This is a genomic window from Limnohabitans lacus (assembly GCF_030053395.1).
GTDB lineage: Bacteria > Pseudomonadota > Gammaproteobacteria > Burkholderiales > Burkholderiaceae_C > Limnohabitans_A > Limnohabitans_A lacus.
Map to the genome: position 1 here is coordinate 190285 of NZ_JASGBH010000006.1, position 14174 is coordinate 204458.

Sequence of the window (14174 nt, forward strand, 5' to 3'; positions counted from 1 at the left end):
GTCAAAAAACCTGACCCAGGCGGAAGATGGGCAAATACATGGCCACAAGAATACCGCCAATCAGGCCGCCCAGCACCACAATGATCAGCGGCTCGAGCAAACTCGATAAAGCGTTAACACGGTCGTCCATCTCGGCTTCCATCAGGCTGCCTGCCCGCGCCAGCAGGGTGTCCATCGACCCGGTTTCTTCCCCTGTGTTGCACAGCTGCACGATCATGGGTGGGAAGCGGCCTGTGCGGCCCATGGCCTCACTCAAGCTGCTGCCTTGGGCCACCTGCCGCTGCAATTGCCCCGTGATGCGTTCATACACCGGATGGTCGCTGGCCTGCGCCACGGGGCCCAAAGCTTCGGCCAAGGGCACGCCAGCTGCCAGCAGTGCCGACAAGGTTTGCGACCACCGGGCCACCACGGCGCTTTGGATCAAAGCGCCCACCAAAGGCGTTTTGAGCAAGCTGCTTTGGAGCAACGCCTGCCATGTCGCATCGCGCTGAGCGGGTCGACGCAGCCACCAGATCCCCAAGACCATGGCCGCCAACAGGGCAGGCCCGGCAGTGGTCAAAGCCTCGCTCAAGCCCACCACCACTTGCGTGGCCCAAGGCAATTCGGCGCCGAAACTTTTGAAGACGTCCTGGAACACTGGCACCACGAACACCAGGATCATCACGAGCACAGCGCTGGCGATCACCAACACGGCCACCGGGTAGGTCAAGGCCGATCGCATGCGCGAGCGTAGGGCTTCGTTTTTTTCGAGCGTTTGGGCCAGCCGTTCCATCAAGGCGTCCAAAATGCCGGCCGACTCGCCCGCTTGCACCATGCTGATGTAAAGGCCTGAGAAGTGTGATGGGTGTTGGGCCAGTGCCACGTGCAAAGCTTGTCCTTCAGCCACATCCTTTTGCAAGGACTGGACCACCTCGGTCAATGTGACCGAGGGCAGGCTGCGCGAGAGCATCTGTAAAGACTGAAGCAAAGGCACGCCCGCTTTGAGCAAGGCGGCCAACTGGCGCGTCATTTGCGCCACGTCCCTTGTGCGCACTGGCGTTGCCGTGTTCCACCACAGCCTTTGCACTTGCACCTCTTGCCAGCCTTGACGACGCAACTGGGCTTGCGCCAATGCGGCGCTGGTGGCTTGGACTTTGCCCTGACCCCTGCGCCCTTGTGCGTCGTGGGCGCTCCATGAAAAGGTATTCATGGCCTGTCTCCCTCGACTTCGCGCGTCGCGGCCAGCACCTCCTCGAGCGAAGTGATGCCGCGCATCACTTTGCGCAGGCCTGCCACGCGCAGGCTGGGCACGCCCTCGCGCTGGGCTTGCAGGGCCAGCACTTGGGCGCCGGCATCCCCCAGCACCAGCGCTTGCATGGCAGGGCTCATCGGCATCACCTGAAAGATGCCCGTTCGTCCTGCAAAGCCTTTGTGGCAGTGTTCGCAACCTTGGGGTGTGTAGACATCGACGGTGTCTGAAGGCAGCCAATTGGCGGACAGTCCTGCTTGAAGCAAGGCATCTGCTGGCAAAGTGGTTTTTTGCTTGCAAAGTGGGCACAGGCACCGCACCAGGCGTTGCGCGGTGATCAGCGTGACGCTGGCGGCGATGTTGTAGTTGGCGGTGCCCATGTTGCGCAGCCGCACCAAGGTGCCCGGGGCATCGTTGGTGTGCAGGGTGGACAAGACCAAATGCCCGGTTTGCGCAGCCTGCACGGCGATGTTGGCGGTCTCCAAGTCGCGGATTTCGCCAACCATCAGGATGTCCGGGTCTTGTCGCAAAAAGGCCCGCAAGGCGACGGCAAAGGTCAGTCCGGGCTTGTCCTGCACATTGACCTGGTTGATGCCCGGCAACTGGATCTCGCAGGGGTCTTCCACGGTGGCGATGTTGACCTCGGCGGTGTTGAGCAGGTTCAGGCAGGCATAGAGCGATTGGGTTTTGCCCGAACCTGTGGGGCCTGTCACCAAGACCATGCCGTGGGGCTTGTGAATGGCTTGGACCAAGCGATCCAGGTCTTCGGCTTCGTAGCCCAGTTGCTGCAAATCAAGCTGGACCTGCGCCGAATCAAGCACCCGGATGACCAGTTTTTCGCCAAACAAGGTGGGCAGGGTGCTCACACGCAGGTCGATGTCTCGGCCCGTGGGCAGGTGCAGTTTCATGCGCCCGTCTTGGGGCAGGCGCTTTTCGGCGATGTCCAGCCTGGACAGCACCTTGATGCGCGAAGCCAGCCGGTCTTTGAGGGCCATCGGGGGCATGGCCATTTCGCGCAGTTGGCCATCGATCCGCATGCGCACCCGGTAATGGTGTTCGTAGGGCTCAAAGTGCAAGTCCGAGGCTTTGAGCCTCACCGCTTGCTCGAGCAACTGCTGAACGTACTGGACCACGGGCGCGTCATCGCTGGGGGCCGCGCGGCCAAAAGCGTTTTCTGGCATGTCTCCTCCCTGGGTAATGAATACCTCTGTCAGCGCATGATGGTCTGAGGGCGTAGCTTTGTAAATGGTGCGCCAGCTTTTGGCCACAAAAAAGCCGCTGAACTCAGCGGCTTGGCAGGGGAGGGCCTTTGGGGCTCAGGTGCGGCGATTGAGCAATTGCGACGCCAGCACGACCATGGCCTGTCGGTGTGCGTTGTCGGGAAGTTGCAGGGCCGCATCGATGGCGCGTTGCGCTTCTGTGGCGGCGGCGTTGCGTGTGGCTTCCAGGGCGCCCGTTTCGCGCACGATGGCCACGATCTCACTCAAGCGGTCCACACTGCCTGTCTCGATGGCTTCGCGCACGGTCTGGCTTTGCTCAGACGTGCCTTTTTGCATGGCCAAAATCAAGGGCAAAGTGGCTTTGCCTTCGCGCAAGTCGTCGCCCAGGTTCTTGCCCATTTCGGCGGCGTTGCCGTCATAGTCGAGCACATCGTCGATCACCTGAAAGGCGGTGCCCAGGGCCTGGCCAAAATCGGCGCAGGCGGTCTCGATCGCGGCAGGGCTGCCCGCAAGGATGGCGCCCAAACGCGCACTGGCTTCGAACAATTTGGCGGTTTTGGAGCGGATGACGCGCAGATAGCCCTCTTCGTCCAGGGAGGCGTCGTGCATGTTCATCAGCTGCAAGACCTCGCCTTCGGCGATCACATTGGTCGCATCGGCCAGGGTTTGCATCACGCGCATGCTGTCTGCGTCGACCATCATTTGGAAGGCGCGGGAGTACAAAAAGTCACCCACCAGCACGCTGGCCGGGTTGCCAAAGCTTTCGTTGGCGGTCGGGCGGCCGCGGCGCAGGGTGGATTCGTCGACGACATCGTCGTGCAACAAAGTCGCGGTATGGATGAACTCGACCACGGCGGCCAAGTTGTGGCGCTGTGCGCCGGTGTAACCCAAAGCCCCGCAGGTCAGCAACAAAAGCACAGGCCGCAGGCGCTTGCCGCCGGCCGAGATGATGTACTTGGCCACCTCGCCCACCAAGGGCACACCGGAGTCCAGGCGCTGGGCGATGACGCGGTCCACCTCGGCCATGTCGGGGGCGACCAGGGCAAGGACGGCGGCGGTGCTGTTTTCGGAGGCAGACAAGTGAAAATCCGGCTGAGGCCTCAGTCTGGGGCTGAGGTCAGAAAAATGGGCTGAAACTGACACAATTATAGGGACAGCCCATGACGTGGCGCTGGCTTGCAAAGGGAACACCTGGCTGAGGGATTGCTTTTGACCTCTGGATCGTGCTAAAATCTTCGGTTCCTTGGGGATCAGCCCTTGGAAACTTCCATTCAAAAGAGGTCATTTATGTACGCGGTCATAAAAACCGGTGGCAAACAGTATCGTGTTGTCGCTGGCGAAAAAATTAAAGTAGAACAGATTGCTGCGGACGTTGGCCAGGAAATCGTGATTGATCAAGTTCTCGCAGTCGGCAACGGCGCAGACCTGAAGATCGGCACGCCCCTGGTGTCCGGCGCCACAGTCAAAGCCACTGTGGTGGCTCATGGCAAGCACGACAAAGTGCACATCTTCAAGATGCGCCGTCGCAAGCACTATCAAAAACGTCAGGGTCACCGTCAGCAGTTCACCGAACTGCAAATCGGTGCAATCGCTGCCTGAGGAGAATAGGTCATGGCACAGAAAAAAGGCGGCGGCTCTACGCGCAACGGTCGTGATTCCAAGCCAAAGATGCTGGGTGTCAAGGCTTTCGGTGGTGAACTGATCAGCGCTGGCTCGATCATCGTTCGTCAACGCGGCACCAAGTTCCATGCAGGCAGCAACGTCGGCATCGGCAAGGACCACACTTTGTTTGCCCTGGTGGACGGCCACGTGTCGTTCTCTACCAAAGGCGAACTGAGCAAGCACATGGTGAACGTGACCCCGGCTGTTTAAGCCCGTCCCGCCCATTGCGAAGAGGAGCCCCGCAAGCCGGGGCTTTTCGCATTTTGGCCCGCCCCGCTGGTGATGGCGGGCCCCAAGCTACACTGGAAAACCCATGAAGTTCGTTGACGAAGCCTATATTGACATCGCCGCAGGTGACGGCGGGAACGGCTGCGTCTCGTTCCGCCATGAAAAGTACAAAGAATTCGGTGGCCCGAACGGGGGCGATGGAGGCCGCGGCGGGCACGTGTATGCCTATGCCGACGTGAACCTCAACACCTTGGTCGATTACCGCTACTCGCGACGCCACGAAGCCAAGCGCGGCCAACACGGCATGGGCTCCGACATGTTCGGCGCTGCGGGCGACGACGTGACCCTCAAAATGCCCGTGGGCACCATCATCACCGACGCCGAAACCGGCGAAGTGCTGTATGAATTGCTGGTGCCGGGCGAGACCATCATGATCGCCAAGGGCGGTGATGGCGGCTTTGGCAACATGCGCTTCAAAAGCGCCATCAACCGCGCCCCGCGCCAGAAAACACCGGGCTGGCTCGGTGAAAAGAAAGAGCTCAAGCTCGAGCTCAAAGTCTTGGCCGATGTGGGCTTGCTGGGCATGCCCAACGCTGGCAAGTCGACCTTCATTGCAGCCGTTTCGAACGCCCGCCCCAAGATCGCCGATTACCCCTTCACCACCTTGCACCCCAATTTGGGTGTGGTCCGTGTGGGCCCGGAGCAAAGCTTTGTCGTGGCCGATGTGCCAGGCTTGATCGAAGGCGCCTCAGAAGGCGCTGGTTTGGGCCATTTGTTCTTGCGCCATTTGCAGCGCACCCGCTTGCTTTTGCATGTGGTGGACTTTGCGCCGTTTGACGACAATGTGGACCCGGTCCAGCAAGCCAAGGCCATTGTGGCCGAGCTGAAAAAGTACGATGCCAAGCTCTACAACAAGCCCCGTTGGCTGGTGCTCAACAAGCTGGACATGGTGCCTGCAGACGAGCGCGAAGCCCGGGTCAAGGATTTCATCAAGCGCATGCGCTACAAGGGTCCGGTGTTCGAGATTTCGGCGCTGACCCGCGAAGGCTGCGAGCCCTTGATCAAAGAGATCTACAAGCACATCCGTGCCCAGCAAATCATCGAGCAAGGCCCGGTGGACATTGACCCGCGCTTCAAGGAGCAGGACAAGCCGCAAGAGCCCGATGCCGAAGATCCCCGTTTCAAGCCGTTGCCTTCCGAATAACAGGGCCTGGTGATCAGCTGCCGAAAATCGGCTGATCCCCAAGCCAAAGACCCGCTATGACCACTCCTGCCGTATCCACCCTGCTGCGCGATGCCCGGCGCATCGTTGTCAAAGTGGGCTCCAGCCTGGTGACCAACGAAGGCCGCGGCCTGGACGAGGCGGCCATTGGTGAATGGTGCCGTCAGATGGCCTTGCTCAGCGCGCAAGGCAAAGAAGTGGTCATGGTCTCCAGCGGTGCCATTGCCGAAGGCATGAAGCGCTTGGGCTGGACCACCCGCCCCAGCGAAGTGCCTGCCTTGCAGGCCGCCGCCGCGGTGGGTCAGATGGGATTGGCCCAAATGTACGAAACCAAGCTGCGCGAGAACGGCATGGGCAGCGCCCAGGTCTTGCTCACGCATGCCGACCTGGCCGACCGTGAGCGTTACCTCAACGCCCGCTCGACCTTGCTCACCTTGCTCCAGCACCGCGTGTTGCCCGTGATCAACGAGAACGACACGGTGGTCAACGATGAAATCAAATTCGGCGACAACGACACCTTGGGGGCTTTGGTGGCCAACCTGGTCGAAGCCGATGTGCTGGTCATCTTGACCGACCAAAAAGGCCTGTACACCGCCGACCCGCGCAAAGACCCTTCGGCCACTTTTGTGCACGAGGCCCGTGCTGGCGATCCCTTGTTGGAGTCCATGGCCGGTGGCGCAGGTTCAAGCATCGGCAAGGGCGGCATGATCACAAAGATCTTGGCGGCCAAGCGTGCCGCAGGGTCAGGCGCCTCCACCGTGATCGCCTGGGGCCGCGAGCCCGATGCTTTGCTGCGCCTTTGCCAAGGTGACAACATGGGCACCTTGCTGGTGGCACAAACTGCCAAGCAGCAAGCCCGTAAACAATGGATGGCCGACCACCTGCAGTTGCGTGGCTCGGTGACGGTGGATGCCGGCGCAGCCCACAAGGTGTTGACCGAAGGCAAGAGCCTTTTGCCGATTGGTATGACCGGCGTGGCGGGTGAATTCTCGCGTGGTGATGTGATCGCCATCCGCGACGAGCAGGGCCAAGAAATCGCCCGTGGCTTGGCCAACTACGCCAGCGCCGAAGCCCGCTTGCTGTGCCGCAAGCCGTCGCATGAATACGAGGCCTTGTTGGGCTACACCGCCGAACCGGAGATGGTGCACCGCGATAACCTGATCTTGAGCCGCTGAGCGATCACTCAAAACATGAAAAGCCCGCGACAGCGGGCTTTTTTGTGACTTGCAAAGCTCAGCCTTGCGGGTTCGGGTCGAAGCTGGCACCGGGCGGCAGCTCCATGTGAGGGGGGGGCTGCATTTCGGGATGGCTCGGGTCCATCTCTGAGCCTTCACGGGGGCCACGAGGACCACCGCGCAGGTACCGGTTTTGACGGTCGTTGCGCGGCAAAAAGCGCGCCAGTTCAGTCAGCGCCATTTCGTACACACCGCGTTTGAATTCAACCACCACGTCGAGCGGGACCCAATAATCGTTCCAGCGCCAAGCGTCGAACTCGGGGTGGTCGGTGGCGCGCAGGTTCAGGTGGTGGTCGTGCGTGACCAACTGCAGCAGGTACCAGATCTGTTTCTGGCCTTTGTAAAAGCCGCGAGCATCCCTGCGGATGAAGCGGTCTGGCACTTCATAGCGCAACCAGTCACGGGTGCGGGCCACGATGCGCACATGCTCCGGATGGAGCCCCACCTCTTCGTGCAGTTCACGGAACATGGCCTGCTCGGGACTTTCGCCCCGGTCAATGCCGCCCTGCGGAAACTGCCAGCTGTGGGTGCGGATGCGTTTGCCCCAGAACACCTGGTTTTTCTGGTTGAGCAGAATGATGCCGACGTTCGGCCTAAAGCCTTCACGGTCAAGCATAATCAACCCCAAATTTTTAAATTGTGTCCATTATGCACACCGCACAGGCCTTGGCTCTTGGATGTTTCCCTGATTTCCCCAGTTTTATTGGTTCGTCGCGATGAAAGCTTCTCAATTCCTGATCTCCACCCTCAAAGAGGCGCCAGCCGATGCCGAAGTGGTCAGCCACAAGCTGATGACCCGCGCCGGCATGATCAAGAAACTCGGCGCTGGCATCTACAACTACATGCCCATGGGTTTGCGTGTGATTCGCAAAGTCGAGGCCATCGTGCGCGAAGAGATGAACCGCGCAGGCGCCATCGAGATGACCATGCCCGTGGTGCAGCCCGCTGAGCTGTGGCAAGAGACGGGTCGCTTTGACAAGATGGGCCCTGAGCTCTTGCGCATTAAGGACCGCCACGGCCGCGACTTTGTGATCCAACCGACCAGCGAAGAAGTTGTGACCGATGTGGTGCGCCAGGAAGTGCGCAGCTACAAACAGCTGCCCAAAAACTTCTACCAAATCCAGACCAAATTCCGAGACGAGCGCCGTCCTCGTTTTGGTTTGATGCGTGGCCGCGAGTTCATCATGAAAGACGCCTACAGCTTTGACCGCGACATGGCGAGCGCCAAGGCCAGTTACCAAGTGATGGCCGGTGCCTACCGCAAGATTTTTGACCGCTTTGGCCTGACCTACCGCGCGGTGGCGGCGGACAGCGGCGCCATCGGCGGCGACTTGTCTGAAGAATTCCAGGTGATCGCCGCCACGGGCGAAGACGCCATCGTGTACTGTCCGAGCAGCAGCTACGCCGCCAACATGGAAAAGGCCGAGGCTTTGGCCCCCAGCCAGCCGCGCGGCGCAGCCACGCAAGCGCTGACCAAGACGCCCACGCCCGGCAAGAGCACCTGCGAAGACGTGGCCGCCTTGCTGAATGTGCCTTTGTCCACCACCGTGAAATCGTTGGTGTTGGCCACCGACACCCTGAACGAGCAGGGTGAGATCGTGAAGTCGCAAGTCTGGCTCTTGCTCTTGCGCGGCGACCACGACATGAACGAAGTCAAAGTGGGCAAGCTGCCCGGCATGGAAGGCGGTTTCCGCTTTGCCACCCTGAGCGAGATCGAAGACCACTTTGGCTGCAAGCCCGGTTACCTGGGTCCGGTGAATCTGAAAAAGCCCGTGCATGTGGTGGCCGACCGCGACGTGTCCGTGATGGCCGACTGGATTTGCGGCGCCAACGAAGAAGACTTCCACATCACCGGCGTCAATTGGGGCCGTGATCTGCCCGAGCCTGCGCTGGTGGCCGACATCCGCAATGTGGTGGCTGGCGACAAGTCGCCCGACGGCCAAGGCGAGTTGGCCATCGAGCGCGGCATCGAAGTGGGCCATGTGTTCTACCTGGGCACCAAATACTCCAAGGCCATGAATGCGACCTTCTTGGGCGAAGACGGCAAGCCGCAATTCTTGGAAATGGGCTGCTACGGCATTGGTGTGACGCGCTTGCCCGCAGCGGCCATCGAGCAAAACCACGACGAGCGCGGCATCATTTGGCCCGACGCGATCGCGCCATTCACCGCCGTGGTCTGCCCCATCGGCATGGACCGCAGCGAAGCCGTCAAGGCAGAGGCCGAGCGCGTCTACAACGGCTTGCTGGCCGCTGGTGTGGACGTGATCTTGGACGACCGAGGCGAGCGCCCCGGTGCCATGTTCGCCGACTGGGAACTCATCGGTGTGCCGCACCGCATCACCATCGGCGACAAAGGTCTGAAAGACGGTGTGGTCGAGTACCAGCACCGCCGCGATGCGCAGTCCAGCAAAGTCAGCACCGCGGACATCCTCGCGCACGTTCAAGCCCGCTTGTCGGCTTGAGCGTTTGGGGCATGCCAGCGGCCCCTGAAGTGCTCGACCGTCGCTGCGCCTTGCAGCGCATCGCGGCTCTTGGCTTGGCGGCCTGTCCATGGACCGCCCATGCGGGCTCGCAAATTGAAGAGCCTTTGTCGCACGCGGTGCGAACGGCTTTGAGCGCGGCTGTGGCCGATGCTGCACCGCCCACACCCGTGCTGCCCACCGTGGCCGAGCAACAGGCCTACGCCCAATGGCAAGCGGCCTGCAGCCCACGCTTGGCGCGCTTTCAAAGCCACCCGGCAGAGCGGCAGGAGTTTTTGCAAACCCTCTGGTATGAAGCCCGCCGGGCAGGGCTCTCCCTGTCCTTGGTTTTGGGTCTGGTACAGGTGGAAAGTGCTTTTCGCAAATTCGCCATTTCCTCGGCCGGTGCCCGGGGCTTCATGCAGGTCATGCCCTTTTGGGCGCGGTCGATCGGTGATGGGCACGAAGGTCGGCTTTTTCACCTGCAGACCAACCTGCGCTTTGGCTGCGTGATCTTGCGGCATTACCTGGATCGAGAAGGCGGCGATGTGTTCATGGCCCTGGGGCGTTACAACGGCTCTCGCGGGCAAGCGCCGTATCCGCAGGCGGTGCTGGCGGCGCAGCAATTGTGGCGCCACAGCGTCGATTGAGCGCAAAAAAAACCACCCGAAGGTGGTTCTTTTCGAGGGGCGAGGTGACTCAGGCTTGGCCGTTGATGACTTGCTGCAATTCACCCGACTCGTACATGTCCATCATGATGTCCGAGCCGCCGATGAATTCACCTTTGACATACAACTGAGGGATGGTGGGCCAGTTACTGTATTCCTTGATGCCTTGGCGGATTTCGGCATCGTCCAGCACGTTCACTGTTTTGACGGTCTTGGGGTCCACGCCGCAGGCCTTCAAGATCTGGATCGCGCGGCCTGAAAAACCGCACATGGGAAAGCTGGCGCTGCCCTTCATGAACAGGGTGATGTCGTTGCCTTTGACGAGTTCGTCGATGCGTTGTTGGGTGTCGCTCATGGTCATTACTCCAAATGTGGCCGATTTCGAATGGGCTGATTATCCCTCTGATTCGGAAAACCCACCCGTGCACCGCTCAATCCCGCCCAGATCGCGGCGCGACTGCACCTGCACAAAACCCGCCTCGCGCAGCAGTGCCTGCACCGCTGGCGCCTGGTCCCAGCCGTGTTCCAGCAGCAGCCAGCCCCCGTGGCAAAGGCGGCTGGGCGCCTGGGCGATGATCAGTCGGATGTCATCCAGGCCATCGGCGCCGCTGGTCAGGGCACTCAGGGGTTCGTGGGTCAGGGCGCTCAGATGCGGGTCGCCGTCTGCCACATAGGGCGGGTTCGAGACGATCAGCTCAAACGGGCCTGGCAGCTCGTCCATCCAGTGGCTTTGCACGCATTGCACGGGCAATTGCAAACGCTGGGCATTTGCGCTGGCCACCGCCAGGGCATCGGCGCTGGCGTCCACCGCGGTCACAGCGCAGGCCGGGCGCTGGTGTTGCAATGCCAACGCTACAGCACCGCTGCCTGTTCCAAGGTCCAACACGCGGTGTGGGGTGTTGGGAGGCAAGAGCTCCAGGGCCCACTCGACCAGAATTTCAGTGTCCGGGCGTGGGTCGAGCACGCGTTCGTCCACCTGCAGGTTCAGACCAAAAAACGCCTTGAACCCAGTGATGTAAGCAATGGGCTCACCGGCCAGGCGCCTGCGCAGCCAATCGTCCAGCCGCTGAGCCACATCCTCGGGCAGGGCATCACTGTCGTGGGCAAGCAACCAGGCGCGGTCGTGGGGATCGCGGCCCAAGGCGGTCAGGTGCAGCAACTGTGCATCGATGCGGGCCAGACCTAGGGTCTGGGCCCTTTGCAGGCTTTGGGCGATGTTCATGCGGCGCCGATCTCCAGGGCCGCCAATTGCTCGGCCGCTTCGTAGGACTGCAGGGCATGGACCACGTCCTGCAAGTCGCCTTCCATGATGCTCAGCAGTTTGTACAGCGTCAGGTTGATGCGGTGATCGGTCAGGCGTCCTTGCGGGAAGTTGTAGGTGCGGATGCGGTCCGAGCGATCGCCGCTGCCGATCAGGCTCTTGCGTTCGGCCGCGTCTTTGGCGGCGCGCTCGGCCCGGTCTTTTTCCTGAATGCGGGCCGTCAGCACTTTCAGGGCTTGGGCCTTGTTGCTGTGCTGGCTGCGGCCGTCTTGGCATTCGGCCACGATGCCGGTGGGCAAGTGGGTGATGCGCACGGCCGAGTCGGTTTTGTTGATGTGCTGTCCGCCCGCACCGCTGGCGCGGTAGGTGTCGATGCGCAGGTCTGAGGGGTTGATTTTGATGGCCTCGGCTTCGTCGGGTTCGGCCAGCACCGCCACGGTGCAGGCGCTGGTGTGGATGCGGCCTTGGGTTTCGGTGGCGGGCACGCGTTGGACGCGGTGACCGCCCGACTCGAACTTCAGAGCGCCGTAAACCTGCTCGCCCTCGATGCGCACCACGACTTCTTTGTAGCCGCCCAGCTCGCTGACCGATTCGGACACGATCTCGCACTTCCAGCCCTGGCTTTCGGCGTAGCGCGTGTACATGCGCAGCAAGTCGCCGGCAAACAAGGCCGATTCATCGCCTCCGGTGCCTGCGCGTATTTCGACAAACGCGGGGCGTGCATCGTCGGGGTCTTTGGGCAGCAGCATGCGCTGCAGTTCGGCCTCCAGCGTTTGCAGCTCGGCGCTGGCGCTGGTCACTTCTTCTTCTGCCATCTCGCGCAAATCCTCATCACCCAGCATGGCTTGGGCAGCGGCCAAATCGGCGCTGCGCTGCTGAAAACGTGCAAAGCGCGAAGCCACGGCGCTGACTTCGGCGTGCTCACGCGAAAGTTTGAGGAACTGCGTCATGTCGGCCATGATGTCTTCGCGCGACAGCAAAAAATCCAGCTCGGTCAGCCGCAGCGCGTAGCGTTCAAGTTGTTGGATGAGAAAGGGTTTCATGCGATCAGATTTTTGTAGGTCGGAGCTTCAGCTCCGACGAGCAGCGCCCGGATGGCACCAAGACTTTGTCGGAGCTGAAGCTCCGACCTACAAAATCAACGCTAACGCTCTTGCCGCAAAAACAGGCGCTGCACCGCTTGCGTCGTTTGCTCGCGGTGCGCCGGGTCGGCGCTGCGCAGTTCGGCCAGTGCCCCGTGCAGCATCTTTTGGGTCAAGCCCTTGGCCAAGGCCTCGAGCACGGCTTGCGGGTCGTCGCCTTTGGCCAGCAGCTTGCGGGCACGCGCCAGTTCGGCTTCGCGCCAGCTGTCGGCTTGGCTGTGCAGTTGCTGGATCAGTGGCACGCTGTCGCGTTGCACCAGCCAGTGGTGAAAGCTTTGCACCCCAGCATCGATGATGACTTCGGCCTCGGCCACCGCCGCCTGGCGCTGGGCTTGGCCGGCCTGCACCACGCTGGCCAGATCGTCCACGGTGTACAGGTAGACGTCTTCGAGCGATTTGACTTCGGGCTCGATGTCTCGCGGCACCGCCAGATCGACCATGAACATGGGCCGGTGCTTGCGTTTTTTGAGGGCGCGCTCGACCGCCCCTAAGCCGATCAGGGGCAAGGTGCTGGCCGTGCAGCTGATCACGGCGTCAAACTCGTGCAGGCGGTCGGGCAGCTCGGCCAGGCGCATCACCTGCGCTCCGAAACGTCCGGCCAGCTTTTCGCCGCGTTCCATGCTGCGGTTGGCAATGGCCATGCCTTTGGGCTGGCGGGCGGCAAAGTGGGTGACGACCAGCTCGATCATCTCGCCCGCGCCGACAAACAGCACCTGGATGTCTTGGATGTCTTCGAACAGTTGGCTGGCCAGGCGCACAGACGCTGCTGCCATGCTGATGGAGTGGGCACCGATCTCGGTGGCGGTGCGCACTTCCTTGGCCACGGCAAAAGTGCGTTGGAACAACTGGTTGAGCGTGGTGCCCAATGCACCGGCTTCTTCGGCGGCTCGCACCGCGTCCTTGAGTTGTCCGAGGATTTGGGCCTCGCCCAGCACCATCGAGTCGAGCCCGCTGGCCACCCTGAAAGCGTGCCGTGCGGCTTCGTTGCCTTCGAGCAAATAGGTGTGCGACTGCAACTCTTGTGCCGATACGCCGCCGGTTTGGGCCAGCCATTGCAAGGTGTCGCTCGCTGCGGCCTGATCGGCGGCGCAATAGATTTCGGTGCGGTTGCAGGTGGACAGGATCGCCGCTTCGGGCGTCTGGGCTGTGCGTTCGGCCAGTTGGCTGCGCAAACCCTGCAAAGTGGGGGCCAACTGGTCCACGGCGAACGCAAAACGGCCGCGCAGATCGAGCGGCGCAGTCGTGTGGTTCAAACCCAGGGTCCAGACAGCCATCCTTCGATTATAGGAAGCCCCTTGCGGGCTCAGACCCCCGTCGAGTCCAGAGGTCTTTCAGGGCACAATCTGAGCGCCACCCGTCACACCGCGTGACGTGGGCAATGACCGATTTCCAACCCTTATGACTGTCTGGCTCCTGCTTCTGCATTTGTTGAACTTCGTGCTGCCCGCACTGGCCATGGCCTTGCTCATGCCCTTGGCTGGGCGTTGGGTCATGGGTGGCGTGGCTTGGCCTGTGCGCCACCGCATGGCTGTGCACGCTGTGGCGGGTGTGCTGGTGCTCCTGGCTGGTTTGTTTTTGCAAGGCCAAGACGGGAAAATGAGCACCTACATGGCGTTGGTCTTGGTGGCCGCAACGGCCGAATGGGCCATGCACAAAGGTTGGCGCCGTTGAAGTGTCCAAGCATTTTCAAGTGATGGATGGTTCACCTCAGGAAGGACATGCGGATGACCTGCGCCTGGGCGAGGCTGGACTGGGCTTGACGGGGCCCAAAGCCCCAAGCCATCAGGCGCACGGGGGTGCGGTGGCGTTGTTCAAAGTGTTGGTTTATTTTCAAAATTGAGCCATTTCC

General features: G+C 61.4%; 15 protein-coding genes and 1 pseudogene. 7 read left to right on the forward strand and 9 right to left on the reverse strand.

Going from position 1 to position 14174, the window contains the following annotated elements:
• Window position 1 precedes the first annotated feature (1 nt).
• The 3 genes and pseudogenes from QLQ16_RS09940 to QLQ16_RS09950 all read right to left on the reverse strand — a co-directional run bounded on the left by QLQ16_RS09940 (window position 2) and on the right by QLQ16_RS09950 (window position 3528).
• Window positions 2–1189: a type II secretion system F family protein gene (locus tag QLQ16_RS09940; protein WP_283224533.1), complete on the reverse strand. Its 1188-nt coding sequence runs from the start codon at window positions 1187–1189 to the stop codon at window positions 2–4.
• A pseudogene (locus QLQ16_RS09945) lies at window positions 1186–2436 on the reverse strand (GspE/PulE family protein); the annotation flags it as partial. The pseudogene QLQ16_RS09945 and the gene QLQ16_RS09940, both read right to left, overlap by 4 nt.
• Window positions 2437–2544: 108 nt before the next feature.
• Window positions 2545–3528, reverse strand: coding sequence for a polyprenyl synthetase family protein (locus QLQ16_RS09950; RefSeq protein WP_283224534.1), 984 nt, complete (start codon window positions 3526–3528; stop codon window positions 2545–2547).
• A gap of 207 nt (window positions 3529–3735) precedes the next feature.
• On the opposite strand from QLQ16_RS09950, the gene rplU reads away from it, so the two are divergent.
• The 4 genes from rplU (at window position 3736) to proB (ending at window position 6735) form a co-directional block, all read left to right on the forward strand.
• Complete coding sequence (gene rplU, locus QLQ16_RS09955) at window positions 3736–4047, forward strand: 50S ribosomal protein L21 (RefSeq protein WP_053171757.1); 312 nt, start codon at window positions 3736–3738, stop codon at window positions 4045–4047.
• A gap of 12 nt (window positions 4048–4059) precedes the next feature.
• Window positions 4060–4320: a 50S ribosomal protein L27 gene (gene rpmA, locus QLQ16_RS09960; protein ID WP_019426391.1), complete on the forward strand. Its 261-nt coding sequence runs from the start codon at window positions 4060–4062 to the stop codon at window positions 4318–4320.
• 103 nt (window positions 4321–4423) lie between these two features.
• Complete coding sequence (gene cgtA / locus QLQ16_RS09965; protein ID WP_283224535.1) at window positions 4424–5542, forward strand: Obg family GTPase CgtA; 1119 nt, start codon at window positions 4424–4426, stop codon at window positions 5540–5542.
• Between the two features lie 56 nt (window positions 5543–5598).
• Window positions 5599–6735, forward strand: coding sequence for a glutamate 5-kinase (proB, locus tag QLQ16_RS09970; RefSeq protein ID WP_283224536.1), 1137 nt, complete (start codon window positions 5599–5601; stop codon window positions 6733–6735).
• A 58-nt stretch (window positions 6736–6793) separates the two neighbouring features.
• On the opposite strand, the gene QLQ16_RS09975 is transcribed toward proB, so the two are convergent.
• The gene (locus QLQ16_RS09975; RefSeq protein ID WP_283224537.1) at window positions 6794–7411 is read right to left on the reverse strand and encodes an RNA pyrophosphohydrolase; all 618 of its coding nucleotides are present in this window, start codon (window positions 7409–7411) and stop codon (window positions 6794–6796) included.
• A gap of 100 nt (window positions 7412–7511) precedes the next feature.
• Here QLQ16_RS09975 and QLQ16_RS09980 point away from each other — a divergent pair, with 100 nt between their 5' ends.
• The gene (locus QLQ16_RS09980; protein WP_283224538.1) at window positions 7512–9257 is read left to right on the forward strand and encodes a proline--tRNA ligase; all 1746 of its coding nucleotides are present in this window, start codon (window positions 7512–7514) and stop codon (window positions 9255–9257) included.
• Window positions 9258–9268: 11 nt separating this feature from the next.
• The gene (locus tag QLQ16_RS09985; protein ID WP_283224539.1) at window positions 9269–9904 is read left to right on the forward strand and encodes a lytic transglycosylase domain-containing protein; all 636 of its coding nucleotides are present in this window, start codon (window positions 9269–9271) and stop codon (window positions 9902–9904) included.
• Between the two features lie 49 nt (window positions 9905–9953).
• On the opposite strand, the gene grxD is transcribed toward QLQ16_RS09985, so the two are convergent.
• The 4 genes from grxD to hemA form a co-directional block, all read right to left on the reverse strand.
• Complete coding sequence (gene grxD / locus QLQ16_RS09990) at window positions 9954–10277, reverse strand: Grx4 family monothiol glutaredoxin (RefSeq protein WP_108324273.1); 324 nt, start codon at window positions 10275–10277, stop codon at window positions 9954–9956.
• 39 nt (window positions 10278–10316) lie between these two features.
• Window positions 10317–11144, reverse strand: coding sequence for a peptide chain release factor N(5)-glutamine methyltransferase (gene prmC / locus QLQ16_RS09995; protein WP_283224540.1), 828 nt, complete (start codon window positions 11142–11144; stop codon window positions 10317–10319).
• Window positions 11141–12226 carry a peptide chain release factor 1 gene (prfA, locus tag QLQ16_RS10000; RefSeq protein WP_283224541.1) on the reverse strand — a complete coding sequence of 362 codons (1086 nt, stop codon included), beginning with the start codon at window positions 12224–12226 and terminating at the stop codon, window positions 11141–11143. Before prfA ends, prmC begins: the two co-directional genes overlap by 4 nt.
• Window positions 12227–12327: 101 nt before the next feature.
• Window positions 12328–13599 carry a glutamyl-tRNA reductase gene (hemA, locus tag QLQ16_RS10005; protein ID WP_283224542.1) on the reverse strand — a complete coding sequence of 424 codons (1272 nt, stop codon included), beginning with the start codon at window positions 13597–13599 and terminating at the stop codon, window positions 12328–12330.
• 124 nt (window positions 13600–13723) lie between these two features.
• Here hemA and QLQ16_RS10010 point away from each other — a divergent pair, with 124 nt between their 5' ends.
• Window positions 13724–13996: a hypothetical protein gene (locus QLQ16_RS10010; protein ID WP_283224543.1), complete on the forward strand. Its 273-nt coding sequence runs from the start codon at window positions 13724–13726 to the stop codon at window positions 13994–13996.
• Between the two features lie 31 nt (window positions 13997–14027).
• Here QLQ16_RS10010 and QLQ16_RS10015 read toward each other — a convergent pair whose 3' ends face one another.
• Window positions 14028–14159, reverse strand: coding sequence for a hypothetical protein (locus tag QLQ16_RS10015; protein ID WP_283224544.1), 132 nt, complete (start codon window positions 14157–14159; stop codon window positions 14028–14030).
• Window positions 14160–14174 lie beyond the last annotated feature (15 nt).